25 protein-coding genes and 1 pseudogene are annotated in these 25,003 nt (G+C 72.9%); 16 read left to right on the forward strand and 10 right to left on the reverse strand.

Annotation, left to right across the window (positions count from 1 at the left end):
* Positions 1-36 precede the first annotated feature (36 nt).
* A complete protein-coding gene (locus AB0M76_RS13250) occupies positions 37-822 on the reverse strand; it encodes a glucose 1-dehydrogenase (RefSeq protein ID WP_365952974.1) in 786 nt (261 codons plus the stop codon).
* 10 nt (positions 823-832) lie between these two features.
* Positions 833-1,780 carry an LLM class F420-dependent oxidoreductase gene (locus tag AB0M76_RS13255; RefSeq protein ID WP_365952975.1) on the reverse strand — a complete coding sequence of 316 codons (948 nt, stop codon included), beginning with the start codon at positions 1,778-1,780 and terminating at the stop codon, positions 833-835.
* Between the two features lie 190 nt (positions 1,781-1,970).
* Between AB0M76_RS13255 and AB0M76_RS13260 the strand changes: the two genes are divergently transcribed.
* The gene (locus AB0M76_RS13260) at positions 1,971-2,228 is read left to right on the forward strand and encodes a hypothetical protein (RefSeq protein WP_365952976.1); all 258 of its coding nucleotides are present in this window, start codon (positions 1,971-1,973) and stop codon (positions 2,226-2,228) included.
* Positions 2,229-2,233: 5 nt separating this feature from the next.
* Positions 2,234-2,602, forward strand: coding sequence for a hypothetical protein (locus AB0M76_RS13265; protein ID WP_365953191.1), 369 nt, complete (start codon positions 2,234-2,236; stop codon positions 2,600-2,602).
* Positions 2,603-2,617: 15 nt separating this feature from the next.
* On the opposite strand, the gene AB0M76_RS13270 is transcribed toward AB0M76_RS13265, so the two are convergent.
* Both AB0M76_RS13270 and AB0M76_RS13275 read right to left on the reverse strand, forming a co-directional pair.
* Entirely contained in the window at positions 2,618-3,550 is a 933-nt protein-coding gene (locus tag AB0M76_RS13270; protein ID WP_365952977.1) for a L,D-transpeptidase family protein, read from the reverse strand.
* Positions 3,551-3,576: 26 nt separating this feature from the next.
* On the reverse strand, positions 3,577-3,951 hold the full coding sequence (locus tag AB0M76_RS13275) for an ATP-binding protein (protein ID WP_365953192.1): 375 nt from the start codon (positions 3,949-3,951) through the stop codon (positions 3,577-3,579).
* A gap of 104 nt (positions 3,952-4,055) precedes the next feature.
* Between AB0M76_RS13275 and AB0M76_RS13280 the strand changes: the two are divergent.
* The 4 genes and pseudogenes from AB0M76_RS13280 to AB0M76_RS13295 all read left to right on the forward strand — a co-directional run.
* Positions 4,056-4,430, forward strand: a pseudogene (locus AB0M76_RS13280) (ATP-binding cassette domain-containing protein); the annotation flags it as partial.
* A 20-nt stretch (positions 4,431-4,450) separates the two neighbouring features.
* On the forward strand, positions 4,451-5,653 hold the full coding sequence (locus AB0M76_RS13285; protein WP_365952978.1) for an ABC transporter permease: 1,203 nt from the start codon (positions 4,451-4,453) through the stop codon (positions 5,651-5,653).
* A 360-nt stretch (positions 5,654-6,013) separates the two neighbouring features.
* Positions 6,014-6,454, forward strand: a complete 441-nt coding sequence (locus AB0M76_RS13290) for an NUDIX domain-containing protein (protein ID WP_266666149.1) — start codon at positions 6,014-6,016, stop codon at positions 6,452-6,454.
* 103 nt (positions 6,455-6,557) lie between these two features.
* Positions 6,558-6,953, forward strand: coding sequence for a VOC family protein (locus AB0M76_RS13295; RefSeq protein WP_030304284.1), 396 nt, complete (start codon positions 6,558-6,560; stop codon positions 6,951-6,953).
* A gap of 12 nt (positions 6,954-6,965) precedes the next feature.
* Here the strand turns inward: AB0M76_RS13295 and AB0M76_RS13300 are convergent, their stop codons facing one another.
* Both AB0M76_RS13300 and AB0M76_RS13305 read right to left on the reverse strand, forming a co-directional pair.
* Positions 6,966-7,793, reverse strand: coding sequence for a trypsin-like serine protease (locus tag AB0M76_RS13300; RefSeq protein ID WP_365952979.1), 828 nt, complete (start codon positions 7,791-7,793; stop codon positions 6,966-6,968).
* A gap of 81 nt (positions 7,794-7,874) precedes the next feature.
* On the reverse strand, positions 7,875-9,095 hold the full coding sequence (locus tag AB0M76_RS13305; protein ID WP_365952981.1) for an amidohydrolase family protein: 1,221 nt from the start codon (positions 9,093-9,095) through the stop codon (positions 7,875-7,877).
* 401 nt (positions 9,096-9,496) lie between these two features.
* Between AB0M76_RS13305 and AB0M76_RS13310 the strand changes: the two genes are divergently transcribed.
* The 4 genes from AB0M76_RS13310 to AB0M76_RS13325 all read left to right on the forward strand — a co-directional run bounded on the left by AB0M76_RS13310 (position 9,497) and on the right by AB0M76_RS13325 (position 14,241).
* Positions 9,497-12,448: a BTAD domain-containing putative transcriptional regulator gene (locus AB0M76_RS13310; RefSeq protein ID WP_365953193.1), complete on the forward strand. Its 2,952-nt coding sequence runs from the start codon at positions 9,497-9,499 to the stop codon at positions 12,446-12,448.
* A 172-nt stretch (positions 12,449-12,620) separates the two neighbouring features.
* A complete protein-coding gene (locus tag AB0M76_RS13315; protein WP_365952982.1) occupies positions 12,621-12,854 on the forward strand; it encodes a hypothetical protein in 234 nt (77 codons plus the stop codon).
* Between the two features lie 246 nt (positions 12,855-13,100).
* Positions 13,101-13,829 carry a class I SAM-dependent methyltransferase gene (locus AB0M76_RS13320; protein WP_365952983.1) on the forward strand — a complete coding sequence of 243 codons (729 nt, stop codon included), beginning with the start codon at positions 13,101-13,103 and terminating at the stop codon, positions 13,827-13,829.
* Between the two features lie 43 nt (positions 13,830-13,872).
* The gene (locus AB0M76_RS13325; RefSeq protein WP_365953194.1) at positions 13,873-14,241 is read left to right on the forward strand and encodes a Uma2 family endonuclease; all 369 of its coding nucleotides are present in this window, start codon (positions 13,873-13,875) and stop codon (positions 14,239-14,241) included.
* Between the two features lie 28 nt (positions 14,242-14,269).
* On the opposite strand, the gene AB0M76_RS13330 is transcribed toward AB0M76_RS13325, so the two are convergent.
* Positions 14,270-15,883, reverse strand: coding sequence for a FadD3 family acyl-CoA ligase (locus AB0M76_RS13330; RefSeq protein ID WP_365952984.1), 1,614 nt, complete (start codon positions 15,881-15,883; stop codon positions 14,270-14,272).
* Positions 15,884-15,969: 86 nt separating this feature from the next.
* Here AB0M76_RS13330 and AB0M76_RS13335 point away from each other — a divergent pair, with 86 nt between their 5' ends.
* The 3 genes from AB0M76_RS13335 to AB0M76_RS13345 are packed head-to-tail and all read left to right on the forward strand — an operon-like array spanning position 15,970 to position 18,405.
* Positions 15,970-17,121, forward strand: coding sequence for a lipid-transfer protein (locus AB0M76_RS13335; RefSeq protein ID WP_328621180.1), 1,152 nt, complete (start codon positions 15,970-15,972; stop codon positions 17,119-17,121).
* Between the two features lie 13 nt (positions 17,122-17,134).
* On the forward strand, positions 17,135-17,632 hold the full coding sequence (locus tag AB0M76_RS13340) for an OB-fold domain-containing protein (protein ID WP_365952985.1): 498 nt from the start codon (positions 17,135-17,137) through the stop codon (positions 17,630-17,632).
* Positions 17,629-18,405, forward strand: coding sequence for an enoyl-CoA hydratase/isomerase family protein (locus tag AB0M76_RS13345; protein WP_365952986.1), 777 nt, complete (start codon positions 17,629-17,631; stop codon positions 18,403-18,405). Before AB0M76_RS13340 ends, AB0M76_RS13345 begins: the two co-directional genes overlap by 4 nt.
* Before the next feature lie 221 nt (positions 18,406-18,626).
* Here the strand turns inward: AB0M76_RS13345 and AB0M76_RS13350 are convergent, their stop codons facing one another.
* Positions 18,627-19,115, reverse strand: a complete 489-nt coding sequence (locus AB0M76_RS13350) for a hypothetical protein (RefSeq protein ID WP_365952987.1) — start codon at positions 19,113-19,115, stop codon at positions 18,627-18,629.
* A gap of 252 nt (positions 19,116-19,367) precedes the next feature.
* Between AB0M76_RS13350 and AB0M76_RS13355 the strand changes: the two genes are divergently transcribed.
* The 3 genes from AB0M76_RS13355 to AB0M76_RS13365 are packed head-to-tail and all read left to right on the forward strand — an operon-like array spanning position 19,368 to position 21,734.
* Positions 19,368-20,678 carry a hypothetical protein gene (locus AB0M76_RS13355; protein WP_365952988.1) on the forward strand — a complete coding sequence of 437 codons (1,311 nt, stop codon included), beginning with the start codon at positions 19,368-19,370 and terminating at the stop codon, positions 20,676-20,678.
* Between the two features lie 46 nt (positions 20,679-20,724).
* On the forward strand, positions 20,725-21,225 hold the full coding sequence (locus tag AB0M76_RS13360) for a hypothetical protein (RefSeq protein WP_365952989.1): 501 nt from the start codon (positions 20,725-20,727) through the stop codon (positions 21,223-21,225).
* Positions 21,225-21,734, forward strand: coding sequence for a hypothetical protein (locus AB0M76_RS13365; RefSeq protein WP_365952990.1), 510 nt, complete (start codon positions 21,225-21,227; stop codon positions 21,732-21,734). The genes AB0M76_RS13360 and AB0M76_RS13365 overlap by 1 nt, the downstream gene beginning before the upstream one ends.
* 95 nt (positions 21,735-21,829) lie before the next feature.
* Here the strand turns inward: AB0M76_RS13365 and AB0M76_RS13370 are convergent, their stop codons facing one another.
* Positions 21,830-22,327: a peptidylprolyl isomerase gene (locus AB0M76_RS13370; RefSeq protein ID WP_365952991.1), complete on the reverse strand. Its 498-nt coding sequence runs from the start codon at positions 22,325-22,327 to the stop codon at positions 21,830-21,832.
* A 56-nt stretch (positions 22,328-22,383) separates the two neighbouring features.
* On the reverse strand, positions 22,384-24,816 hold the full coding sequence (locus AB0M76_RS13375) for a PQQ-binding-like beta-propeller repeat protein (protein WP_365952992.1): 2,433 nt from the start codon (positions 24,814-24,816) through the stop codon (positions 22,384-22,386).
* Positions 24,817-25,003: the final 187 nt, after the last annotated feature.

Genomic DNA, 25,003 nt, shown 5'->3' on the forward strand with positions numbered 1-25,003 from the left:
TACCTGACGCTCCATCAGATGAGCTGGGCGGGAGATCTAGAGGATGCTGACGCCCGCCATCCAGCCACCGTCGATCACGAACGGCTGGCCGGTGATGTACGAGGAGTCCTCGCTGCTCAGGAACAGGGCCAGCTTGGCGATCTCGTCGGGCCGGCCCACCCGCCCCATCGGCACGACCCGCTGGTAGAGCTCCGCCATCGCGTCCCGGGCCTCGTCGCTCATGTTGGCCGGGTCCAGCAGGCCGGGATTGGCCATCGGGGTGTCCACGGCGCCCGGGCACATCGCATTGACCCGGATGCCCTTGGCGGCCAGCTCCAGCGCAGCCACCCGGGTCAGGCCGACGATCGCCGCCTTGGTCGCCGCGTACGAGCCGACGTACGCCATGCCTGTCAGGCCTGTGTACGAGGAGGTGTTGACGATGGTGCCGCCGCCGGCCGCCTCGATCTCGGGGGCGACCGTCTTGATGCCGAGGAAAGCGCCGACCTGGTTGACCTGGACCAGCTGCTGGAACTCCTCCAGCGGGGTCGAGACCAGCTCGTTGAAGCGCAGGATGCCCGCGTTGTTGACCAGGCCGTCGATCGGGCCGAAGGCCTCCTTGGCGGCGGCCACGGCGGCCGCCCAGTCCTCCTCCCGGCTCACGTCCATCCGTACGTACCGGGCGCGGTCCTCGCCTATCTCCTTGGCGACGGCGGCGCCCTGCTCGTCCAGCACGTCGCCGAGGAGCACCTTGGCACCCTCGGCGGCGAAGAGGCGGGCCTCCTGCTCGCCCTGGCCGCGCGCCGCACCGGTGATGACGACGACGCGCCCGTCCAGCTTGCCCATGCCCGTACTCCTAGTCGTTGAGAAGCGGGCCGACCTCGGCCCCGAAAGCGGTGATCTGGTCGGTCAGTTCGGCGCGGTCGCGGCTGCGGAAGCGGACCTGTATCTGGTCCACGCCGAGCCCCCGGTACGCGCGGAGGGACTCGGCGAGCGCCTCCGCCTTGCCGGTGAGGGTCCGGCGGCCGGTGTCCCAGCCGGGCTCGCCGACGTACAGCGCCTCGGTGATCGCGCCGAACTCGATGGGGTCCGCGACCCCGGCCGCGGCGCGGAGCTCCTTGATCCGGGCGATCTGGCCCGGCAGCCTGTCGCGCGGGTCGCCCTGCGGGAGCCAGCCGTCGCCGCGTACGGCGGCCCGGCGCACGGCGGCGGGCGAGGAGCCGCCGACCCAGACGGGGATGCGGGCCTGGGCGGGGCGGGGCAGCTGGCCGAGGTCCTTGAAGGAGAACAGCTCGCCCTCGAACTCCGGGTACTCCTCGGGCCCGAGGGCGGCGCGCAGCGCGTCCAGGGTCTCGTCGAGGACGGCCCCGCGGCGTGCGAAGTCGACGCCGAGGACCTCGAACTCCTCCTGCACGTGGCCCGCGCCGACGCCGAGGATCAGCCGGCCGCCCGAGAGGTGGTCGAGGGTGGCGTACTGCTTGGCGCTGAGCAGCGGGTGGCGCAGGCCCAGGATCGCGACGTGGCTCAGCAGCCGTACGCGCCCGGTGATCCCGGCGAGGAAGGCGAGGGTGGCCACCGGGTCGTACCAGACGGTGCTCATGGGTCCGGCGAGCCGGCGCGGGATGGCGACGTGGTCGCAGGTGGCGACGTACCCGAAGCCGGCCCGGTCGGCGGCCCGCGCCACCTCGGCCAGGTCAACGGCGGTGGCCGAGGCCTCCCAGGGCTCGGCGTAGATGGTGCTCTGCGACTGGATCGGGAGCTGCATCCCGTAGACCAGCCGGCCCTCCGCAAACACGCGCGCCATGCCGCCACCGCCTCCGCTTTGTCCGTCGCCCACGTTTTCGGCTGCCGATTCGCGTCCCGCCGGCGCCGGGGGCCATCGTCATAGCTGACGGACCGTCAGGCAAGGGGTTCGACCCTGCCTGTGCATGCCACGAGAGGTGGCGGGTACGGGTGCGTACCCGTACCCTGAGGGGAGGGAAAGGAGCACGCCGATGCCCGACGCCAACATCCGTATCCCCGAGGAAGCCAAGGACAGGCTCGCCGCCATAGCGGCTGCGGAGGGCTTGTCGCTGCGCGCCTACCTGGCCCGTCTCGCCGAGACGCTGCTGACCCCGGCCGAGCGCGCCGAGCGCGCCGAGCGCGCGCGTCTCGCACTGCACGAGTGGAACGGCTACGCACCGACGACCGCCGAACAGCGGAACCTCGACAGCGAGCTGGACCGGCGCCTGGCCGAGGCGAGGGGTCTGTGACGGAGATGCACATCGTGCTGGACGAGACGGCGATGCTGGCGGCGGGCCAGGGGAACGTCCTGGCCTCCCGTCTCATCCATCGCGCCCACGCCGAGGCGGGCTGGTTCCTGTACGCCCCCTCCTGTGCGCTCGTCGAGGCCGACCGAACACGATCCGGGACCGCGGAGCACCTCGCCGCGCTGCCCGGCATCACCATCCTCGATCTGGACCTGCCTGCCGCCCTCTCAGTCGCACGCCAGGAAAGCTGGGCCGCGGCCCACAGTCAGTACGCGGCCGAGCCCACACCCGAACGCCCCGAGGGAGCGGTCGTCGCCACGACGTTCCCCAAACGGTGGGAAGGCGAGCCGGTCCGCATCCTGGACCTCAATCCCTGACCGTGCACCGGCCGGTCAGAAGCCGGCCGGTCCCATCACGATGACCGGCTTCGCCGCCGGGTCCAGGGTGGTCAGGAGCTTCTTCATGGCCTCCTTCGAGATGCCGATGCAGCCCTGCGAGGGGCCGTTGTGGTCGACGTGGAGCCAGATGCCACCGCCCTTGTCCTCGCCCTCCGGCTTGAACAGGTCCAGCGGGGAGACCCCCGTCCGGCGGTTGTAGTCGATCGCGATGACGTGTTCGAACGCACCCGCGAGGGACTCGCCGTTCACGCCCCGGCCGGTGGGGACGAAGAGCCGGTTGCGGTCGTACGGGAACTTCGTGCCCGGCGGCTTCTCCAGCAGACCGCCGGCGTCGCTCAGGGTGAACACGCCCACGGGGGTGGTGAGGTCCCCGTCCTCGCGCTCGGCGGAGTTCCAGCCGCTGGCGCCGTTGTGCGCGGGCCAGCTCTCGGTGGCCCGGACCCAGTCGGCGCCGGCCGCCGGCCGGGTGTAAAGGGTCGCCGTGGACTCCGAGGAATCCCTCGCCTTGCCGGCGACGAGGAGGAGCTGGCGGGCGGTGGCCGGGATCCTGGCCAGGGTCTCGTCGCTGACGCCGGCCAGGCCTTGGTCGGGGTCGTCCGGGGCTGCGGTGGCGCCCGGTGCGCCTGGGGCCCCGGAGGCTGCCGGCGCCCCGGGGGCGCCGCGTACGCCGCGGGTGGCGCGGGGTACGCCTGCGGGGCTTGTGGGGTTGGTGGGCTTGTCGGCGCCGACCGCACCGGCCGCCTCCCCCGGGCGGTCGCCGGTCCGGGCCTGGGGCGTGGCGCCGGAGTTGTCGTCCTGGGCCGTGTACGCCCATCCGGCCCCGAAGGCCAACAGGCCCAGGGCGGCGGCGACGGCCACCCGTCGGGGCGAGAGGGCGGTCCGGGACATGCGGGGACTGCGGGAGCGGGCGCGGGGGTGCTTGCTCATGGCTCCGACGGTACACATGGGAACATTCAGGACTCCTGAAGCGGCGGCCGGAGCGGCGCGGGTCCCACCGGAAAGCGGACCCTGACGGTCAGTCCGCCGCCCGGAGCGGGATTGGCCCGCGCCACCAGCTTCGCGCCGTGCGCCCGCGCGATCGAGGCCACGATGGAGAGCCCGAGGCCCGCGCCCTCGCCCGCGGTGTGCTGTCGCTCGGCCCGCCGCCGGAACGGCTCCAGCAGCCGCGGTACGTCGGCGGGGTCGATCACCGGGCCGGTGTTGGACACCGTCAGCATCCCGTCGGCGGAGGCCGCCACGCCGATCCGGCCGCCCGGCCGGTTGTGGCGTACGGCGTTGCCGAGCAGGTTCCGCACCAGATGGCCCAACAGAGCCCGGTCACCGGTCACGGTCAACGGCGCAAGGTCCCGCACGACGGCGGGCCGCCCGGCGGCCGGGGCGGCGCCCGGGGCGGGCTCCGCCTCGGCCTGGGCCGCCTCGGCGAGTTCGGTGGCTGCTGTACTCCGGCCTCTCGCGGGCCGAGCGCGGCCGGCGGGCGGCGCGGGCCCTGGAGCGGGTGGGCCTCGGCGACCGGATGGAACACCGGCCGCACGAGCTGTCGGGCGGGCAGAAGCAGCGCGTGGCGATCGCCCGGGCGGTGGCCGGCGAACCGGAGCTGCTGCTGGCGGACGAGCCGACGGGCGCACTGGACTCGGCGTCGGGGCAGTCGGTGATGGAGCTGCTGCACGAGCTGAACGGGGACGGGGCCACCATCGCCGTGATCACCCACGACCAGGAGATCGCGGCGAGCCTGCCGCGGCAGGTGCGGATCCGGGACGGGGAGATCGTGGCGGACGTGTGGAACACGGCGGGGGCGAGGGAGCAGTGAGGGCGTCGGTGAGGGCGTCGATGAGGGCCTCGCGAAGGCTGACCCCGGCCCGCCTCGGCCCGCGGGACGTGCTGCACGTGGGCTCGGCGGGGCTGCGCTCGCGCCCGATGCGGGTGTTCCTGTCCGCGCTGGGGATCGCGATCGGCATCGCGACGATGATCGCGGTGGTCGGGGTGTCCTCGTCCAGCCAGGCCAAGCTCCTGCGGGAGCTCGACAAGCTGGGCACGAACATGCTGGTGGCGACGCCGGGCCAGTCGATGTTCTCGGGGCAGGACACGAAGCTGCCGAAGGAGGCCCCGGGCATGATCTCCCGTATCGAGGGGGTCGAATCGGTGGGTACGACGGGCGACGTCGCGCAGTCCGTACGGCGCTCGGAGAACATTCCGAAGGAGGAGACGGGCGGGATCGGTCTCAAGGCGGCGAAGGACGACCTGCTGGAGGTGCTGCGCGCCCGGATGCAGAAGGGGACGTGGCTGAACGGGGCCACCGGACGCTACCCGTCGGTGGTGCTCGGGAACGTCTCGGCGGAGCGGCTGGGCATCACCGAGCCGGGGCAGCAGGTGTTCATCGGCGGCCGGTACTTCACGGTCATCGGCATCCTGGACCCGATCCCGCTGGCCCCGGAGATCGAGCGCTCGGCGCTGATCGGCTGGGAGGCGGCGGAGCAGCTGCTCGGCTTCGACGGCCACCCGACGGCGGTGTACGAGCGCTCGGCGGATGACCGCGTGGCGGCGGTCCGCAGCATGATCGCCCCGACGGCCAACCCGCAGTCGCCGAGCACGGTCTCGGTGACGGACCCGTCGGCGGCGCTTCAGGCGAAGGCGGCCACGGAGGGCGCGTTCAGCACGCTCCTGCTGGGGCTGGGCGGGATCGCCCTGCTGGTGGGCGGGGTCGGCGTCGCGAACACCATGATCATCTCGGTGTTGGAACGCCGCCACGAGATCGGCCTGCGCCGTTCGCTGGGCGCGACCAAGGGCCAGGTGCGCATCCAGTTCGTGACGGAGTCCCTTCTCCTGTCGGGCCTCGGCGGCCTGGCGGGCATCGCCCTCGGCGCGGCGGCCACGGCGGCCTACGCCCGAGCGGGCGACCTCCCCTGGGTGGTCCCCCTCTGGGCGGTTACGGGCGGCTTCGCCTCAACTCTGGCCATAGGCACCCTGGCCGGCCTCTACCCAGCAGTCCGCGCAGCCCGCCTGTCCCCGACGCTGGCGCTGCAGGCGGGGTGAGGGGGCGGACGTCGTTCGCACTGCGGGGGTGAGGGGCGGGGGCCAGTCGGCGGCGACGGGCCGGGTACCCGGCGGGGCGGCGGCACGCGTGCGCGGGGCGGGACTTCGGGGCCGTGGGCGCGTACTCCGCGGCGGAGCGGGCTGGTGGGGACCTCCGGGGCGTGTGCATGGACTCCGCGGCGGAATGGCCGACCCGGGACTCCGGGGCCGGGGCCTGCGTACTCCGCGTCGGAGAGGCCGGCCGGGACCCCGCCCCACGCGTCCCGGCCGGCCTCTCCGGCGCCGAGTGCACGGACCCCGTCCCCAACCCGCCCCCCGAACCCCGTCGCCCCGCGCCCTCCCCGGTCGTACGCTGATCTGATGAGAACTCCCAGGCAGGCAGCCCGCATTGTCATCCTCTCCCCGACCGGTTCGGTGTTCCTCTTCCGTGAGAACAACATCGAGGTCGGGATCCACTGGCTGCCGCCCGGTGGGGGGATCGATCCCGGGGAGACTCCCGAGGAGTGCGTGCGGCGGGAGTTGCGGGAGGAGACCGGGTGGACCGACCTCGAGCCGCAGCGGCTGCTGTGCACCTGGGAGCACGACTTCACCCACGAGGGGATCCCCGTACGCCAGCACGAGCACATCTACGTCACCACCGGCCCGCGCCGTGATCCCGTCCCCGAGTCGCCCGACGCGCACTGGCGCTGGCTGTCGCAGCAGGCCCTGGCCTCGCTCGGGGAGCCGCTGTGGCCGCCGCGGCTCGCGGACCTGCTGGCCGGCGCGCCGGCCGAGCCGGTCCACCTCGGGCTGGTGGTCTGACACCGGAAAAGCCGCGCGACACCCCGCCAACGAGGACAGGAACTGTCCTACTTGGTGTCTAGAGTCCTGGCAACTGCCATCGACAACGAGCTGGGGAGCCTCCATGCTGCGAGGTCTGACCACCGTCAGTTTCTGGGCCGCCGATCTGGACGCGGCCAAGGCCTGGTACACCGAACTCCTCGGCACCGGCCCCTACTTCGAGCGGCCGGGGTACGCCGAGTTCCGGCTCGGCGACTACCAGCACGAGCTCGGGCTGATCGACCGCCGCTACGCGCCCGCCGGCGCGCCCGCGGAGCCGGGCGGGGCCGTCGTGTACTGGCACGTCGACGACGTCGACGCGACCCTCGAGAAGCTGCTGTCCATGGGCGCCAAGCAGTACGAGCCGCCCACGGAGCGCGGTCCGGGCTTCGTCACCGCCTCGGTGGTCGACCCGTTCGGCAACGTCCTGGGCTTCATGTACAACGCGCACTATCTCGACGTGCTCGGCGAGCGCCCCTGAGCCGCGCGCGGCTCAACGGGCCGCGGAGGTCGCCTTCGCGTACAGCGTCGCCGCGTACTCGCCCAGGATCGTGCTCGTCGACACGTCGTCCGTGTCGCCGCCCGTCAGGATGCCGATGATCTTCCCGTCCTTCGCGAGCCAGGCGCTGCCGCTCGTGCCGCCCGGGAAGTCCGCGCAGTCGAAGCGCTGCTCCGTCTCGGTCTCGCGGATCGCCGATGCCGTGCACGTGCGCGGGACCTTGCGGTCCGCCGGGTAGCCGGTGACGGTGATCTCCTCGCCCGTGCGGCCCGTGGTGTCCAGGGTTGCCGCGCCCGTGACGTCCTCGATGTTGCGGCCGGCGGCGTCCGGGGCGAGGCGGGCGAAGGCGAGGTCGTAGTCGTCGTCCGTACCCTCGGCCCAGCGGGGGTCCTCGAAGACCTCCTCGATCGTCCAGGCTCCGTACGGGGCTCCGCCGTTCGCGTACGCGGGTGCGAAGACCGCTCCGCCGTCGCCGGCCTTCCCGGCGATCAGGCAGTGCCCGGCGGTGACGATCAGGTTCTTCCCCGGGCTGTGCACCACGGTGGCGGTGCAGAAGTGGTCACCCTGCACGCCGCCTTCGAACAGGGCCCCGGTGAAGGCGGCGGGGCTGCCCGGCCGGGGCGTGCCCGAGGTGTTCAGCTGCGGCTGCTTCGCCGCTTGCGATCGTGAAGACGGGCTCGGCGAAGGCTTCGCCGGGGCCGCCGCCTTGACGTGCGTGCCCGACCCGCCCTCCGAGGCCGGCACCACCTTCGTCATGGCAGCGGACGCGCCCAGCGCCGCCACCGCGCACAACACCCCGGTCACCACGGTCCGCTTGTCCACCGCCACCGCCCCTCCCACTTTGCTCCGGCGAAGCATGCCTTGATGTTCGCCTTCGCCGCAAGGGGACCCCCGGGCTCCCGCCTACGCGCCCGCCCACAGACCTTCCGGCGTCAGGCCGAGGAGGTCGATCGCGTTGCCGCGCACGATGCGGTCCACCACGTCCGGCGCAAGGTGGGACATCTGAGCTTCGCCCACCTCCTGCGACTTGGGCCACGTCGAGTCCGAGTGCGGGTAGTCCGTCTCGTAGAGGACGTTGGCCACGCCGATCGAGTCCAGGTTCTTCAGCCCGAAGGGGTCGTCGAAGAAGCATCCGAAGACGTGCTCCGCGAAGAGCTCCGACGGCGGACGCAGCACCTTGTCCGCGACGCCGCCCCAGGCGCGGTTCTCCTCCCAGACCACGTTCGCGCGTTCCAGGATGTACGGGATCCAGCCGATCTGGCCCTCCGCGTACATGATCTTGAGGTTCGGGAAGCGTTCGAACTTGCCGCTCATCAGCCAGTCGACCATCGAGAAGCAGCAGTTGGCGAAGGTGATGGTGGAGCCGACCGCGGGAGGGGCGTCCGCCGAGGTGGACGGCATGCGCGACGAGGAGCCGATGTGCATGGCGATGACCGTGCCGGTCTCGTTGCACGCCTCGAGGAAGGGGTCCCACTCGTCGGTGTGGACGGAGGGCAGCCCCAGGTGCGGGGGTATCTCGGAGAAGGCGACCGCGCGCACGCCGCGCGCCGCGTTGCGGCGGACCTCGGCGGCGGCCAGCCGGGCGTCCCACAGCGGGATGAGGGTCAGCGGGATGAGCCGGCCCCGCGCCTCGGGGCCGCACCACTCCTCCACCATCCAGTCGTTGTACGCCCGTACGCCGAGCAGCCCGAGCTCGCGGTCCTTGGCCTCGGTGAAGGTCTGGCCGCAGAAGCGCGGGAAGGTCGGGAAGCAGAGCGCCGACTGGACGTGGTTGACGTCCATGTCCGCGAGGCGCTCGGGAACCGAGAAGGACCCCGGGCGCATCTGCTCGTACGTGATCACCTCCAGCTTGATCTCGTCGCGGTCGTAGCCGACGGCGGTGTCGAGCCGGGTGAGGGGGCGGTGCAGGTCTTCGTAGACCCACCAGTCGCCGATCGGACCGTCGTCTCCCTTGGCGCCCATCACGGGGGCGAACTTGCCGCCGAGGAAGGTCATTTCCTTCAAGGGGGCGCGGACGATCCGGGGGCCGGTGTCCTGGTACTTGGACGGGAGCCGGTCCCGCCAGACGTGGGGAGGCTCAACCGTGTGGTCGTCCACCGAGATGATCTTCGGGAAGGTCTCCATGGCCTCCACGGTAGCGTCAATCTGACGAACCGTCAGCTAGTTGGACGGCGATTGGGAAGCGATCAGTCCGACACGGGCTGACGGGTAAGCGCAACACAGGGCAGACTGGCCCTTACACCGACGGAAGGCAGGGGGGACGACAGATGGACGGCATACCGGCCATCCCGCACCAGCGGAACCACCCCGAGGCAGCCCGGCGCCACTCCGCTGCCGCGCCGGACGCCACGGCGGGGGTCCGGCCCGGCAGCCCCGCCGACCCGCAGGACACCGCGGGCGGTGCCGATGCCGGTACTCCGGCCACCGCTTCGGCCGGCACGCCGGCCGCCGCCGCCGACGCGACGGACACCGCGGACTCCGCAGCCACCGCAGCCACCCCCGCCCAAGCCGCCGCCGAGCCGGACATGACCGGCGCCGCCGACGCGTACCCCGCCTCCGCCCGCACCGGCACCCGCTTCGCCGTCCTCGGGCCCATCCGCGCCTGGCGCGGCAGCGAGGCGCTGCCCTCCGGCACCCCCCAGCAGCGCGCCCTGCTCGCCGCGCTCCTGCTGCGCGGCGGCCGTACCGCCACCGCGCCCGAGCTGATCGACGCCATCTGGGGCGAGGACCCGCCGCAGCAGGCCCTCGCCACCATCCGTACGTACGCCTCCCGCCTGCGCAAGGTCCTCGCGCCCGGCATGCTCGTCAGCGAGTCCGGCGGCTACGCCATCCGCACCCCCACCGGCGCCCTCGACCTCGGCATCGCCCGCAGCCTCGCCGCCGACGCCGACCAGGCCCGCACCGCCGGCGACCGCACCCTCGCCCGTACGCTGCTCGCCCGCGCCCTCGACCTGTGGGACGGCGAACCGCTCGCCGGCGTCCCCGGACCGCACGCCGAGACCGAGCGCACCCGGCTCGCCGAGTGGCACCTCCAGCTGCTGGAGACCCGTCTCGACCTCGACCTGGAGCTCGGCCACCACGCCGAGGCCGTCTCCGAGCTGACCGCCCTCACCGCCGCGCACCCGCTGCAGGAACGGCTGCGCGAGCTCCTCATGCTCGCCCTGTACCGCAGCGGCCGGCAGGCCGAGGCCCTCGCCGTGTACGCCGACACCCGCCGGCTCCTCGCCGACGAACTCGGCGTCGACCCCCGGCCCGAACTCTCCGCGCTCCAGCAGCGCATCCTGCGCGCGGACGCCGAACTCGCCCGCGCCGAAGACCCGGCCCCGGCCGCCGCGCCCGCACACGTGAGGCCCGCCCAATTGCCCGCCACCGTCGCCGACTTCACCGGCCGCGCCACCTTCGTCAACGAGCTCGGCGAAATCCTGTCCGGCGTCGGGGGCCAGGTCATGGCCGTCTCCGCGCTCGCCGGGATCGGCGGCGTCGGCAAGACCACCCTCGCCGTGCACGTCGCGCACGCCGCGCGCCCGCACTTCCCCGACGGCCAGCTCTACGTCGACCTCCAGGGCACCGAGCCGCGGCCCGCCGAGCCCGTCGCCGTCCTCGGCTCGTTCCTGCGCGCGCTCGGCACCCCCGACACGGCCATCCCGGACACCGCCGCCGAGCGGGCCGCGCTGTACCGCTCCACGCTCGACGGCCGCCGCGTCCTGGTCCTGCTCGACAACGCCCGCGACGCCGCGCAGGTCCGCCCGCTGCTGCCGGGCACCGCGGGCTGCGCCGCCCTCGTCACCAGCCGGGTCCGCATGGCGGGCCTCGCCGGGGCCCATCTCGTCGACCTCGATGTGATGAGCCCCGAGGAGGCCCTCCAGCTGTTCACCCGGATCGTGGGCGCGGAGCGGGTCGGCGCCGAGCGCCAGGCCGCCCTCGACGTGGTCGGCGCCTGCGGGTTCCTGCCGCTCGCCATCCGCATCGCCGCCTCCCGGCTGGCCGCCCGCCGCACCTGGACGGTGTCCGTCCTCGCCGCGAAGCTCGCCGACGGGCGCCGCCGCCTCGACGAGCTCCAGGCCGGCGACCTCGCCGTCAAAGCCACCTTCGAGCTCGGCTACGGCCAGCTCGAGCCCGCCCAGCAGCGCGCGTTCCGCCTCCTCGGTCTCGCCGACGGGCCCGACATCTCGCTGGCCGCGGCGGCCGCCGTACTCGACCGGCCCGAGCGTGACACCGAGGACCTCCTCGAAGCCTTAGTGGACTGCTCCCTCCTCGAATCGGCCGCGCCCGGCCGCTACCGCTTCCACGACCTCGTACGCCTCTACGCCCGCGCCTGCGCGGACCGCGACGAGCAGCCGCCGAGCGGGCGGGACGCCGCCCTGGACCGGCTGCTGGACTTCTACCTCGCCACCGCCTCCGCGGTGTACGCGGTGGAGCGCCCCGGCGACCGGCTCCCCGCCCACCTGTCCGCCACCCACTACCCCGGCCTGCGCTTCGCCGAGCCGCGCGCCGCCCTGGACTGGCTCTACGCCGAGGCGGACCCGCTGCTGGCCTGCGTCCGGCAGGCCTCCGTACGCTCGACAGGGCAGGGCAGCGTGGTCGACGTGCTGCGCCGTTCCGTCGACCTCCTGTGGGCGGCCAAGGACCTCGCCGAGTCGGGGGCCAACTCCAAGCAGTACGAGTCCGCCGCCGTGGCCCTGCGCGATGCCGCGCACGCCGCGAAGGACCCGCACGCGGAAGGCCGGGCCCGGACCACGCTCACCAACGTCCACCTGGTCGCGGGCCGGTTCGACGAGGCCGACGACGAGGCCCGGCAGGCGATGGTCCTCGCCCGCGAGGCCGGCGACCCGCTGCCCAGCTGCTGGGCGCCGAACGACCGCGGGATCATCGCCCTCTACCAGGGCCGGCACGCCGACGGCGAGCGGTACCTGCTGGAGGCCATCGAGAACTTCCGCGCCGACGGCAACCACATCGGCGAGGCCAGCGCACTGTGCAACCTCTCCCGGATCCATGTCGAACTGGGCCGGCTGACCAGCGCCATCGACCTCGCCGAGCAGGGCATCGCCATATACGACCGGATGGGTCTGACCCTGCGCCTGGCCAACGGCCGCTACGCGCTGGGCATCGCCCTCACGCAGGCCGGGCGGCTCGGTGAGGCGCAGACGCAGCTCACCGAGGCGCTCTCCCTGTTCCACGACAACCGGCAGCCGCTGTGGGAGGGCGTGACGCACTTCCGGCTCGCCGTGGCCCACCTGGCCGCGCACCGGCCCACGCTGGCCGCCGCGCACGCCGAACAGGCCATCGCGCTGCGCGGCATCGGCGGGGAGTGGCGCCGGGCGACCGTGCTGACGCTGCTGGGCAAGGCGCTGCGCAGGCTGGGGCAGCGGGACCGGGCGCGGGTGTGCTGGCGGGATGCCGAGGTCGTCTTCAAGCAGCTGAAGTCGGCCGAACTGGCCGAGGTGCAAGCCCTGTTGGCTTCCGAGATAGCGGCCTGAGCTGCACCGATCGGCGATGAACGAGGCATTCATCGTTCGTTTATCGCCGACCGCCACGATAGGTACATCGACTCACCGCGTCGGGGGGCGCGAGAGTCGGCTGGAGGACCGCCCGTTCGGCGGTCCGCGGGGGAATCGCCGAACGGGCCCGACCCATCCATCAGGAGAACCGATGACGACGAACGAGAACATCCTGCCGAACGACGGCGACATCAAGCCGATGGACAATCACGCGTCCGGCATCGAGATCAAGCCGCTCGACGACAGCCTTGCACCGGGCGTCGACATCACACCGATGGACAATCACGCCTCCGGCATCGAGATCAAGCCGAAGCCGCAGGACAACCACGCTTCGGACGAGGACATCGTGGCGATGGACAACCACGCGTCCGGTCCGCGTCCGTAAGACGTCCCACGGGGGATACGGGGGGCGGGGGGACGGTCCCACGGGGGATACGGGGGACCGGGACCAACGGAGGGACCACGGGGGATACGGGGTCCCGACGGAGGTCACGGGGGGACCGACGGGGGAGCACAACCAACGGGGGAGCACAACAAGGACGGCGGTCGCGGTGGCCCGGAGGGGGAGCCACCGCGGCCGCCGTCGCATGCGTTCCCCACCGGGCCGGGCCCGTGTCACTAGGCTGGGCTCGTGTTCACTTCCCAGGGACCGAGCGTCCGCGAGCTCGCCGTGCAGGCCCTCTCGTCCGTCGAACGCGGGTACGACCTGCTCTCGCCCAAGTTCGACCAGACCCCCTTCCGCACCCCGGACCGCATGCTCGACGCGGTCGAGGAGACGCTCGCCCAGTACGAAGGCTCCTTCGGGAACGGGCTGGACGTGTGCTGCGGGACCGGCGCGGGGCTGGGGATGCTGCGGCGGCTGTGCCGGGACCGGGTGACCGGGGTGGATCTGAGCGCGGGCATGCTGGCCGAGGCCGCGCGGGCGCACCCCGACGAGCGCATCGACCTCGTACGGGCCGACGCTCGGGCGCTGCCGCCCGAGCTGGCCGGCTCGTACGACCTGGCCGTCAGCTTCGGGGCCTTCGGGCACTTCCTGCCGGCCGAGCGGCCCGCCCTCTTCTCCGGCGTCCACGCCGCCCTGCGCCCGGGCGGCCTGTTCGCGTTCCCGATCGGGGCGCCGATCCCGCCGGCCTCCCCCGTGTGGTGGGCGGTGGCGGGCTTCGACGCCGCGATGCGGGTGCGCAACGCCGTGTGGCGGCCGCCGTTCGTCATGTACTACCGCACCTTCCCGCTGGGCGGCGTCCGCGCCGACCTGCTGGCGTCCGGCTTCACGGTGGAGACCCTCCCGCTGGAGCCCTTCGGCCGCCGCGACGACGGAACACCCCGCTGGCGGCTGCTCCTGGCCAGGAAGCCGGCGTAGCAGAGACCTGACCTTCAGCCTGCGGCAGGCCGCACCCGACGGCATCGAGGTCTCACGGGAGATGACCATCCGTCTCGACAAGCGGAGCCGACCCGAGCCGGACGTCCTGGCTGCGGCGGTCGCCTACGATCCCGACCGCACCCGCTACCTCCCCGACGAGGTCGTCCTGGTGATCGAAGTGGTGTCCGAGGAGTCGGCCGACCGAGACCGCTCCATCAAGCCCTTCAAGTACGCCCAGGCCGGCATCCCCCACTTCTGGCGCGTCGAGGACGAGCCGAGTGGGCCCGCCGTCCACGTCTACGAGCTGGACACCGTCACCCGGTCGTACGTGGCCACCGGGATCCATCGGGAATGGCTCAAGGTGGCCGTCCCGTTCCCCGTGACCCTCGACCTGGCCCAGCTCAGCCCCTGACCGGCCGGGTTCCGGGTGGCGGCGGGGCTCAGCAGGCGCGCAGTTTCCGCTTGAGGACCTTTCCGCTCGCGTTGCGCGGGAGTTCGGTGACGAACTCGACCTCGCGCGGGACCTTGTAGTTGGCCATCTCCCGGCGGGACCAGGCGATCAGGTCGTCGGCCGTGAGGGTGGAGCCGGGGCGGCGGACCGCGTAGGCCTTGCCGACCTCGCCGAGGCGGGGGTCGGGGACGCCGACGACGGCGATGTCCGCGATGTCCGGGTGCAGGCCCAGGAGTTGTTCGATCTCGGCGGGGTAGGCGTTGAACCCTCCGACGATGAACATGTCCTTGATCCGGTCGGTGATGCGCAGGTTGCCGTCGGTGTCGAGGACCCCGACGTCGCCGGTGCGCAGCCAGCCGTCGGGGGTGACGGCCGCGGCGGTCTCGGCCGGGTCCTCGAAGTAGCCCTGCATGACGTGGTGGCCGCGGACCCACACCTCGCCCGCCGTGCCGGCGAGCTGGGCGTACCCGTGCTGGTCGGTGATCTTCACCTGCGTGTCCGGGATGGCCCGTCCCGAGGTCGAGGCGATGATCTCGGCCGGGTCGCCGCGGCGGCACATCGTGACGATGCCGCTGGCCTCGGAGAGCCCGTACGCGGTGAGCACGGTGGAGATGTGCAGTTCGCCGCGCAGGCGCGAGACGAGCTGGAGCGGGACGACGGCGGCGCCGGTGACGACCAGGCGGAGGGCGGACAGGTCGTGGTGGTCGCGCTGGGGGTGGTCGAGGAGCGACTGGTGAAGGGTGGGCGGGCCGGGGAGTACGGAGATCCGCTCGGCGGCGATGTTGGCGAGGACGGTGTCCACGTTGAAGACAGGCTGCGGGACCATCGTGGCCCCGCGCATCAGGCAGGCGATGATGCCGGCCTTGTAGCCGAAGGTGTGGAAGAAGGGGTTCACGATCAGGTAGCGGTCGCCCTCGCGCAGGCCTGCGAGCTCGCTCCAGACGTCGTAGCAGCGCAGGGACTGGGCGTGCGTGATGACGGCGCCCTTGGGACTGCCGGTGGTGCCGGAGGTGAAGATGATGTCGGAGGGGGCCTCGGGGCGGATCGACTCGGCGCGCTCGCGCACGGTCTCGGCGCTGATGCCGTCCCCGCCGGCCAGGAAGTCCTTCCAGGTGCGGAAGTCCTGGGGGGCGTCCTCGGCGAGGACGACGACCTGCTCGAGGTGCGGCAGCCCGGGCAGCGGGCCGCGGCCGCCCTCCCCTTCGGCGGCGGCCCGGCGCAGGGAGGCGACGTACGAGGTGCCGAGGAAGGTGCCGGTGACGAAGAGGAGTCTGGCCCGGCTGCGCCGCAGGACGTACGCGGCTTCCGAGCCTTTGAAACGGGTGTTGAGGGGGACGAGGACGGCGCCCGCCGAGACGGCGCCGAGCGCGGAGACGATCCACTCCAGGGTGTTGGGGGCCCAGACGGCGACCCGGTCCCCCGGCTCGACCCCGGCGGCGATGGCGGCGGCCGCGGCCCGCTCGACGCGCTCGCCGAGCTGCGCGTAGCTGATGCGGACACGTCCGTCGACGACGGCCTCGCGGTCGGCGTACTGCCCGGCCGCCGCGCGCACCAGTCCCGCGATGCTGCCCCAGCGCAGATCCCCCCGCACGTCTTCGCTCATCGCACACCCCTCCCAGTAGCTGACTATCCGTCAGATTAGCTGTAGCCTTCGCGGCTGTCAGTACTGGTGCAGCCCCGGAGGTGGCGATGGCGGCAACACTCAAGGACGCTACGGCGATAGTCGGGATCGGCCAGACCGCCTTTGCCAAACGGCTCCCCGAGTCCGAGAAGGAACTGGCCTGCCGCGCGATCCTGGCCGCCCTCGCGGACGCCGGGATCGCCCCGGCCGAGGTCGATGCCTTCTCCTCCTACACGATGGAGGAGACCGACGAAGTGGAGGTCGCCAAGGCCATCGGCGCCGGCGACGTCACCTTCTTCTCCAAGATCGGCTACGGCGGCGGCGGTTCCTGCGCCACCGTCGGCCACCTCGCGGCCGCCGTCGCCACCGGCCAGGCGAGCGTCGGCGTCGCCTGGCGCTCGCGCAAACGCGGCTCCGGCCCGCGCCCCTGGAAGAACACCGCCGTCCAGCTGCCCACCCCCGGCCAGTGGACCCGCCCCTTCGGACTGCTGCGGCCCGCCGACGAGATCGGCATGCTGGCCCGCCGGTACATGCACGAGTACGGCGCCACCCGCGACCACCTCTTCAACGTCGCGATGGCCTGCCGCAACCGGGCCAACGAGAACCCGGCCGCGATGATGTACGAACGCCCGCTGACCCGCGAGATGTACATGACCGCCCGCATGATCAGCGACCCGCTCTGCCTCTTCGACAACTGCCTGGAGACCGACGGGGCGCTGGCCTGCGTGATCGTTTCCGCCGAGCGGGCCCGCGACTGCCGGCAGAAGCCCGTGTACGTCCACTCCGTCGCCCAGGGGCTGCCCGCCCAGCACCACGGCATGGTCAACTACTGGAACGACGACCCGCTGTCCGGCCCCGCCTGGACCGCCGCCCGGCACCTGTGGAAGCAGGCCGACTTCGGACCGCAGGACGTGGACGTGGCCCAGATCTACGACGCCTTCACCCCGCTGATCCCGCTCTCCCTGGAGGGCTACGGCTTCTGCGGGCGCGGCGAGGGCGCCGCGTTCACCGAGGGCGGCTCCCTGGAGATCGGCGGCCGGCTCCCGATCAACACCGGGGGCGGCGGACTGTCCGAGGCGTACGTGCACGGCTTCAACCTGATCAACGAGGGCGTCAAGCAGCTGCGGGGCGTCTCCACCGCCCAGGTGCCGGACGCCGCGACCTGCCTGGTGACCGCGGGCGAGGGTGTCCCGACGTCCGCGATCCTGCTGCGAGCCTGAGGAGCGAGCGACCATGACGACGACCCCGGCACCGGCGACGCCTCCGGCCACGGCCCCTGCCACGGCAACCGCCACGGCGGACCGGCTGCTGCTGCCCGTTCCCGACGAGGACGGCGCCCCCTTCTGGGAGTACGCCGCCCGGGGCGAACTCCGCGTCCAGGCCTGCACCGCGTGCGGCCGGCTCCGGTTCCCGCCCAGACCCTGCTGCCCGCACTGCCAGTCGTTCGACTCGGAGTGGCTGCCGATGAGCGGCCGCGGCCGCATCTGGTCCTACGTACGGCCGCACCCGCCGCTGCTCCCCGCGTACGCCGCGCAGGCCCCGTACAACGTGATCCTCGTGGAGCTCGCCGACGCCCCGCACATCCGCCTCGCCGGGAACCTGGTCACCTCCCCCGGCGCCCCGCTGAACTCGGTGGACCCGGCCCGGCTGCGCATCGGCGCCCGGGTCCAGGTGGTGTTCGCCGAGACCGGCGGGATGACCGTGCCGCGCTGGGTACTGGTGAAGCCATGACGGTACGGGTGGAGCGGGACAAGGCGGCCGGGGTCGCGGTCGTCACCCTGGACCGGGAGCGCAAGCACAACGCGATCGACCTGGCGACGGCCGCCGAACTGGCGGCGGTGTGGCGGGAGTTCCGCCACGAGGACGACGTACGGGCGGTCGTGCTGACCGGCGCCGGACAGGCTGCCTTCTGTACGGGCATCGACCGCGGGGTGGAGGTCCCGCAGCCGCCCTCCCCGTACTCGGTCGACGACCCGCTGCTGTCCGTCGGCCCGAAGGCGAACGACCTGTGGAAGCCGGTGGTCGCCGCCGTCAACGGCATGGCGTGCGGCGGGGCGTTCTACCTGCTGGGCGAGTCGGAGTTCATCGTCTCCTCCTCGGCCGCGACGTACTTCGACCCGCACACGGCGTACGGGATGGTCAGCGCGTACGAGGCCGTGTACATGGCGCAGCGGATGCCCTTCGGGGAGGCCGCCCGGATGTCCCTGATGGGGACGGCGGAGCGGCTCTCCGCGCAGCGGGCGTACGAGATCGGCCTGGTCTCGGAGCTGACGGCGCCCGAGGAGCTGCTCCCGGCGGCGCTGCGGGCGGCGCAGACCCTGGCCGGGTACCCGACGGAGGCCGTGCAGGGCACCGTACGGGCCCTGTGGTCGGCCAAGCAGGCGGCGCTGCAGCAGGCGCTGGCCCAGGCCCCGGCGCTGATCTCGCTGGGGAACCTCCCGCCGGAGCGGCAGGCGGACCTGTTCACCGGGCGCCGGGCGGCCCCGGAGCCGCGGGTGCGCTGAGCGGCGTCGGCGGCGTCGGCCACGCCAGGGGCGTCGGCGGCCAGTGCCGCGTCAGGCGCTAAGCGGCCTCGGGGAAGTGGGGCACGCCCCCGCGCCGCCCGGCGCGGCGCCTCGCCGCGGTCTCGCAGCACGCTGGTACGTCCAGTACAAGCGTGCCGCTCCGCCTTGCGATGCACCGCACCGGACGACGCGAAAACGCAACCCCACTTCCCCGAGGCCGCTTAGTCGATCCGGCCGACGACGCAGGTCTTCACGTCCGCGGCCTTGTCGTCGTGGACCATCGGGGCGGTGACGGTCTGGGTCTCGCGGGCCTTGAGCGTGACGCGGACGGAGGTCCGGTCGACGATGCCGTTCGCGCCCTCGAAGGTGAGCGGGACGTCGACGGTGCGCTGCTTGTCCACGTCGGAGGTCACCCTGAGGACGGCCTTCGGGCTGCCGGGGCCGGCGCAGGAGACGACCTGGGCGTGTGCGGGCGGGCCGGCGCTCTTGGTGGGCGACGGCGTCGACTTCCCGCCACCGTTGCTGTTGTTGTTGCTGCTGTTGTTGCTGTTGTAGCTGCTCTTCTTCTTGGAGCTGGAGCATCCGCCGCCGCTGCCGCTGCCCTTGCTCTTCCCGCCGTGCCCGCCGTGCCCGCCGGACGAGAAGCCCGTGAGCGCGAAGACGACGGCGACGAGCACGGCGGTGAACCTGATACGACGTCCAGCCACCATGGCCCGACCCCCTCCCTGACAACGGCGGGCCACGCTATCACCGCCGTCCGCGCCGGGACACGGGGCCGCATGACGCGCCATGCGCAGGAAACGTGAGGGCCCACCCGGTGCTTGGCCCGCTCACAGTTGCCATGCATATGATCAAAGCCGGCCAACGGGGAGGCACACCATGTCCGGTTCCTTGCGGCGCAGTTGAATGTGAAGACGCTGTGGAAGCTGTGAGGGGATCTGGTGCTGACCTACTACGAAGTCATGACCACGGACCTGGGCCTGCTGACGACGGCCGCCGCCAAATGGGAGGAGATGGCGGGCGAGCTGAAGAAGGTCGAGACCCGCTACGCCGACTCCGTGCAGAAGATCACGCTCGGCGGGGAGACCTGGAACGGGGTCAGCCAGCAGACCGCCCATACGAACTTCGCGGCGACCCGCTACGAGTACACCGCGGCGCAGTCCCAGGCCAAGGCGATCGGGAGCCTGCTGCGCGACGCGCACGAGAAGTTCACCGATCTGAAGAAGAAGCTGGAGAGCGCGCGCGCCGACGCGATAGCCGCCGGCATGACCGTCTCCGAGCAGGGACGCGTCGCGTTCGACTACGCGAAGCTCACGCCCTCCGAGCGCAGCGCCTACCACCACGACCCCGACGGCCAGAAGACGATCAGCGAAGCCGTCGGCAAGTGGCAGCAGCACATCGACGACCGGGTGAAGGCTGTCGCCGAGCTCGACCAGAACGTCAAGACCGCCCTCAGCGCCGCCGTCATCGACAGCAACCGGGACATCTTCGGCAAGGGCAACGACGAATCGCTCACCGGGTTCAACCGCTACGCCGAGGGCGACCTGGACAAGGCCCCCAAGAAGCTCGACGACGGGTCCGGGGACAAGCCCAAGGAGGACGACGGCTTCGAGTTCACCGGACCCGATGCCGGCCTGAAGCTCACCGGCACCAAGTACGGCAAGGAGGGGTCGATCAAGCTCTACGCCGACCTCTTCCACATGACGTACAAGGGCGAGTACAACAACGGGTCGCTGACGCTCGCCGGGATCGACGACATGTACCTGGGCGCCAGGGCCTCCGCGAACTACGGCATCACCGACAAGGGCCTCACCGGCAAGGTCGAGGCGTCCGCGGGTATCCGGGCGATGCTGGAGGGGCACGCCAACTACGGGGTCGTCGGCGGCTACGGGCGCTTCGAGGGATTCGCGGGCGGCGAGGCCTCCGCCAGCCTCACGTTGGGCAAGGAGGGCTTCAACGGCGGCTTCAAGGCGTTCGCCGGCGAGAAGGCCAGCGTCGCCGCGGGCGGGGAGGTCGCCGGGCTCGGCGCCGGTGCCACGGCCGAGGGCTGGTACGGCGCGGGCGCAGAATTCAAATGGGACTTCGGCAAGGGGGAGGACGGCAAGTACCACTTCGGCGGCAAGGCGGGCCTCGCCCTCGGGCTCGGCGGCGCCGTGGGCGGCGAGTTCACGGTCGACCCGGGCAAGGTCAAGGACGCCGCGGGCGACGCGGCCGACTGGGTGGGCGACACGGCCGGCTCCGTCAAGGACGAAGTCACCAGCTGGTTCGACTGATCGACTGATCGACTGATGTACTCCCCCTGTGGAAGGAGGGCCTGAAATGCCCACGACCCTGCCGGTGCCGATCGAGTTCAGCCTGCCGGAAGGCTGGCAAGCCGCCCCTCCGGACGAGGTGGGCGCTCCGGGCGTGGCGTTCATCGCGCTGCACGCGCAGCCGGATGCCGGGTTCACCGCCAACATCACCGTCGACGGCGACTTCCGGCCGGACGCGGCGACGCTGGCCGACATGGCCGAGGAGTCGGTGGAGCGCGTACGCCAGGTCGCCGAGTCGGTGGTGGTGACCAGCCGCCGCGAGCTCGGCTCCGAGGCCTCGCCGGGCCTGGCCCAGAGGCTGACCCTGTCGGCCGTCGCGGGCGGCGTGCGCCGCGACCTCGTCCAGTCCCACGTCTACCTGGCCGTGCTGGACCTCGAGAACCCGCACCGGCGTGCGGTGATCCGGCTGATCCTGACCTCGACCGCGGCGCAGGAGGACAGTGTCGTGGGCGACTACCAGGAGTTCCTGCGCACCGTCAGCCTCGACACCGGGGAGGAAGCCCGCTGATGGGCCGCCTCTGGGACCGGTACATGGGCACGGTGCGCGCCGACAGCGGCGTCCCGGCGATCCCCACCACGGAACTGCGGGCCGCACTGCTCGCGCTGAACGGCACGGGCGTGGTGTTCAGCGTGCGCGAGGCGGGCGGCGGGGGCGCCGACCTGGTGGCGGACTGGAAGGTCATGGAACCCGCCACCGGCTCCGGCATGAGCCGCCGGCAGGTGGAGCGGACCTTCAAGATCTGGATGCGCCTGCTCCCCGGGGAGCGCGTGGTACGGGCCATGGACGAGCAGTGGGCGGTCACGCGGGCCGGCAACCCGCCCGGCCGGACCGTCCAGCGCGAGCACGGCCGCGGACCGATCCACCTCCGGCACAAGGAGTGGACCTTCGAGCGCGACGCCGACGGCCGCCGCCGGAAGGTCGAGTCGTTCCGCCTGGACTCCCGGGACCTGAAGGACCCGCTGCGCACAACGGTCCTCGGCGCGGGCTGGTCCTGGCACGGCGTACGCAAGCTCTGACGAGCACCTGCGCCGGCACGGACATGGCGGCGGCCCCGGCCCCCGGTGAGGGGGCGGGGCCGGCCGGCCGGGTCAGGCAGTGGTGCTGACGGGGATCAGACCGCTTCGACGACGCCCGAGGCCGCGACCTCGATCTTGCCGCGAGTGGTGCCCGAGGGGGAGCCGAGCTTCTCGATCGCGTCGACGATCTCGGAGCCCTCGACGACCTCGCCGAAGACGACGTGCTTGCCGTCCAGCCACGGGGTGACGACGGTGGTGATGAAGAACTGCGAGCCGTTGGTGTTGCGGCCGGCGTTCGCCATCGACAGCAGGTACGGGCGGTCGTGCTTCAGCTGGAAGTTCTCGTCGGCGAACTTCTCGCCGTAGATGCTCTTGCCGCCGGTGCCGTTCTGGTTGGTGAAGTCGCCACCCTGCAGCATGAACTGCGGAATGACGCGGTGGAACGGCGAGCCCGCGTAGCCGAACCCGTGCTGGCCGGTGGCCAGCTCGCGGAAGTTCTGGGCGGTCTTCGGGACGACCTCGTCGAAGAGGGTGAAGACGATGCGGCCGGCGGGCTTGCCGTCGATGTTGATGTCGAAGTAAACGTTGCTCATGGGGTCCATCCTGTCACTCCCGGTACTGCGCGCGACCCGGAGGGGCCCGAAAACCCTCACCCGGCCGTACGGGTCCCCGTTCCCTTGGCGGCGTCCAGGGCGTACACGCAGCGGTCCTTGCTGCACGCATAGACCACGCCCGCCTCGGCCACCGGGGCGCCCGTGATCTCCCCGCCCGTGGCCAGCTTCCAGCGCAGCTGGCCGCCCGCCGCGTCCAGGGTGTACAGGCAGTGGTCGGCGGAGCCGAAGTGCACGCGGCCGTCCGCGACCGCCGGCGGGCCGGTGATCTCGCCGCCCGCGGCGAACCGCCACTTCGGGGTGCCGGTGACGGCGTCGAGCGTGTACAGCGCGCTGCCCGCGCCCAGGTGGACGTTGCCGTTCGCGACCAGCACCGGGTCCGAGGAGGGCCGCGGCTCGGTGGCGATGCGCCAGCGGTCGTTGCCGGTGGCCGCGTCCAGGGCGTAGACAGTGCCCAGGTAGTCGGCGAGGTAGACCCCGCCGCCCGTGACCGCCGCGCCGGGCGCGAAGGCCGGGGCGGCCAGGAAGACCGCGGGGGCCTCGAAGTGCCAGCGGACCCGGCCCGAGGCCCGGTCCACGGACAGCACGCGGGTGCCGGCGGCGATGTAGACGTTGCCGTCCGGGGCCGGGGTGACCCGGACCGGGACGTTGCCGCAGGAGGCCGCGTCGCCCACCGGGTACGACCAGGCCTCGCGGCCGCTGCGGGCGTCCAGGGCGCGCAGCCGCGCGTCCTGCCACACGTACACCGTGCCCTCGTGCAGGACGGGGGCCGCCTCCGGGGTCTCGAAATCGCTCTGGGCGCCGGTCAGCTCCCACAGCTTCTGGCCGCTGGACGCCTCCCAGCCCTGTACGCCGCCCCCGCGCGTGGCGGTGACGACCGTGCCCCGGTCGGCGCGCAGGGCGTACACCCAGGCGTCGGTGTTCAGCCGCCACCGCTCGGAGCCGTCGGAGGCGTCGAGCGCGTAGAGGGAGGGGCCGTCGGACGCGTGGATACGGCCGTCCGCGACGGCCATGGACCAGGCCACGTCGCGGGTCTTGAACTGGCGGCGGCCGCTGGCCACGTCCAGCGCGTGCACCTCGAAGGAGGTCACGTAGAGCAGGTCTCCGGCGACGGTCGGGGTCCCCCAGACCTCGTTCGACATGCGGAAGCGCCACGGCCGCCAGCGGCCGCTGTCCGGGGCCGGGCCGGGGGACGGCACCACGGCCGACGCGGCGGAGGAGGCCTGGGCCGGGACCGAGGCGTGCGAGGCGGCCGGCACGCCGCCCGGCGGGCGGACCCAGCCGGTCGCCGAGTCGGCGGCGGACGCATGCGCGGCCGGAGCCGAGGCGCTCGCGCGCGGCCCGGGCCCGATCGGCACCGGGGAGCCCCCGAGGCGGACCGGCTCGCCGGACGGCGCAGGGGACGGCGCGGGGGACGTCGGCCTCGGCGGGTGCTGCGGGCGCTGCGGGACGGCCTGGCCGGTCCGCGGGTCGACCCACGGGTCGGCGCCGCCGCGCGGCTCCCGGCGGTGCGTGGCGGCCTCGGCGGCGCGCCCGGCGGGGCGGCCGGGCGCGGGGACGGGCGCGGCCGCCGTACGCTGCCCCGCCCGCCGGGCCTCGATCATCGCGACGGCCCGGCCCGGCAGCCACGCCGAGGCGGTACCGCTTTCGTCGCCGCCTTCGAAGAGGTGCGGGGCGAGCTGCGCCTGGAGGTCGGCCGGGGTCGGGCGCTGGGTGGCGTCCATCTGCATGCAGGAGTCGATCAGCGGCCGCAGCTCGTCCGGGAGCCCCTCCAGGTTGGGCTCGTCGCGCAGCAGCATGAACACCGTCTCCACCGGGTTGGCCCCGTGGTACGGCGGATGCCCGGTCGCGGCGAAGACGAGGGTCGAGCCGAGCGAGAAGACGTCGCTGGCGCCCTTGACGCTGCGCGAGTCCTTCGCCTGCTCGGGCGACATGTACGCGGGCGTGCCGACGGCGACGTTCGTCATGGTCAGGCGGGTGTTCGAGACGCCGCTCGCGATGCCGAAGTCGATCACGCGCGGGCCGTCCTCGACGACGAGCACGTTGGACGGCTTCAGGTCGCGGTGGACGAGGCCGGCGCCGTGGATGGACTGCAGGGCCTCGGCGATGCCGGCGGCGAGCCACCGTACGGCCTGGGCGGGCATCGGCCCGCACTCGTTGACGATCTCCTCCAGGGAGGGCGCCGGGACGTACGCGGTCGCCAGCCACGGCACGGCGGCCCGCGGATCGGCGTCGACCACGGCCGCGGTGTAGAAGCCGGACACGGCGCGCGCCGCCTCCACCTCGCGGGTGAAGCGGACCCGGAACAGCTGGTCCTCGGCGAGCTCGGTCCGCACCGTCTTGATCGCCACCCGGCGTCCGGATGCCGACCGCGCGAGATAGACCAGCCCCATGCCGCCGGCGCCGAGCCGTCCCAGCACCTCGAAGGGGCCGATCCGTCTCGGGTCGTGCTGCGTCAGCTGCTCCACCACTCGCCTCACAATCCCCGTACGAGCCCTTGCCGGGCCCGTTTCCACCTGCACGCGCGCCGGCACGGCGGTCGGCCCCGTGCAGCGTCTCACCCCGGGCGCCGCCCGGGGTCGCGCAACCCCGATTCTGTCAGGCCCGCGCCGGGGCCGTGTCGTCACAGTCCGGGCCGGGCGGCGCGGGGGCGTGCCC

The organism is Streptomyces sp. NPDC051364, assembly GCF_040682115.1.
Taxonomy (GTDB): Bacteria; Actinomycetota; Actinomycetes; order Streptomycetales; family Streptomycetaceae; genus Streptomyces.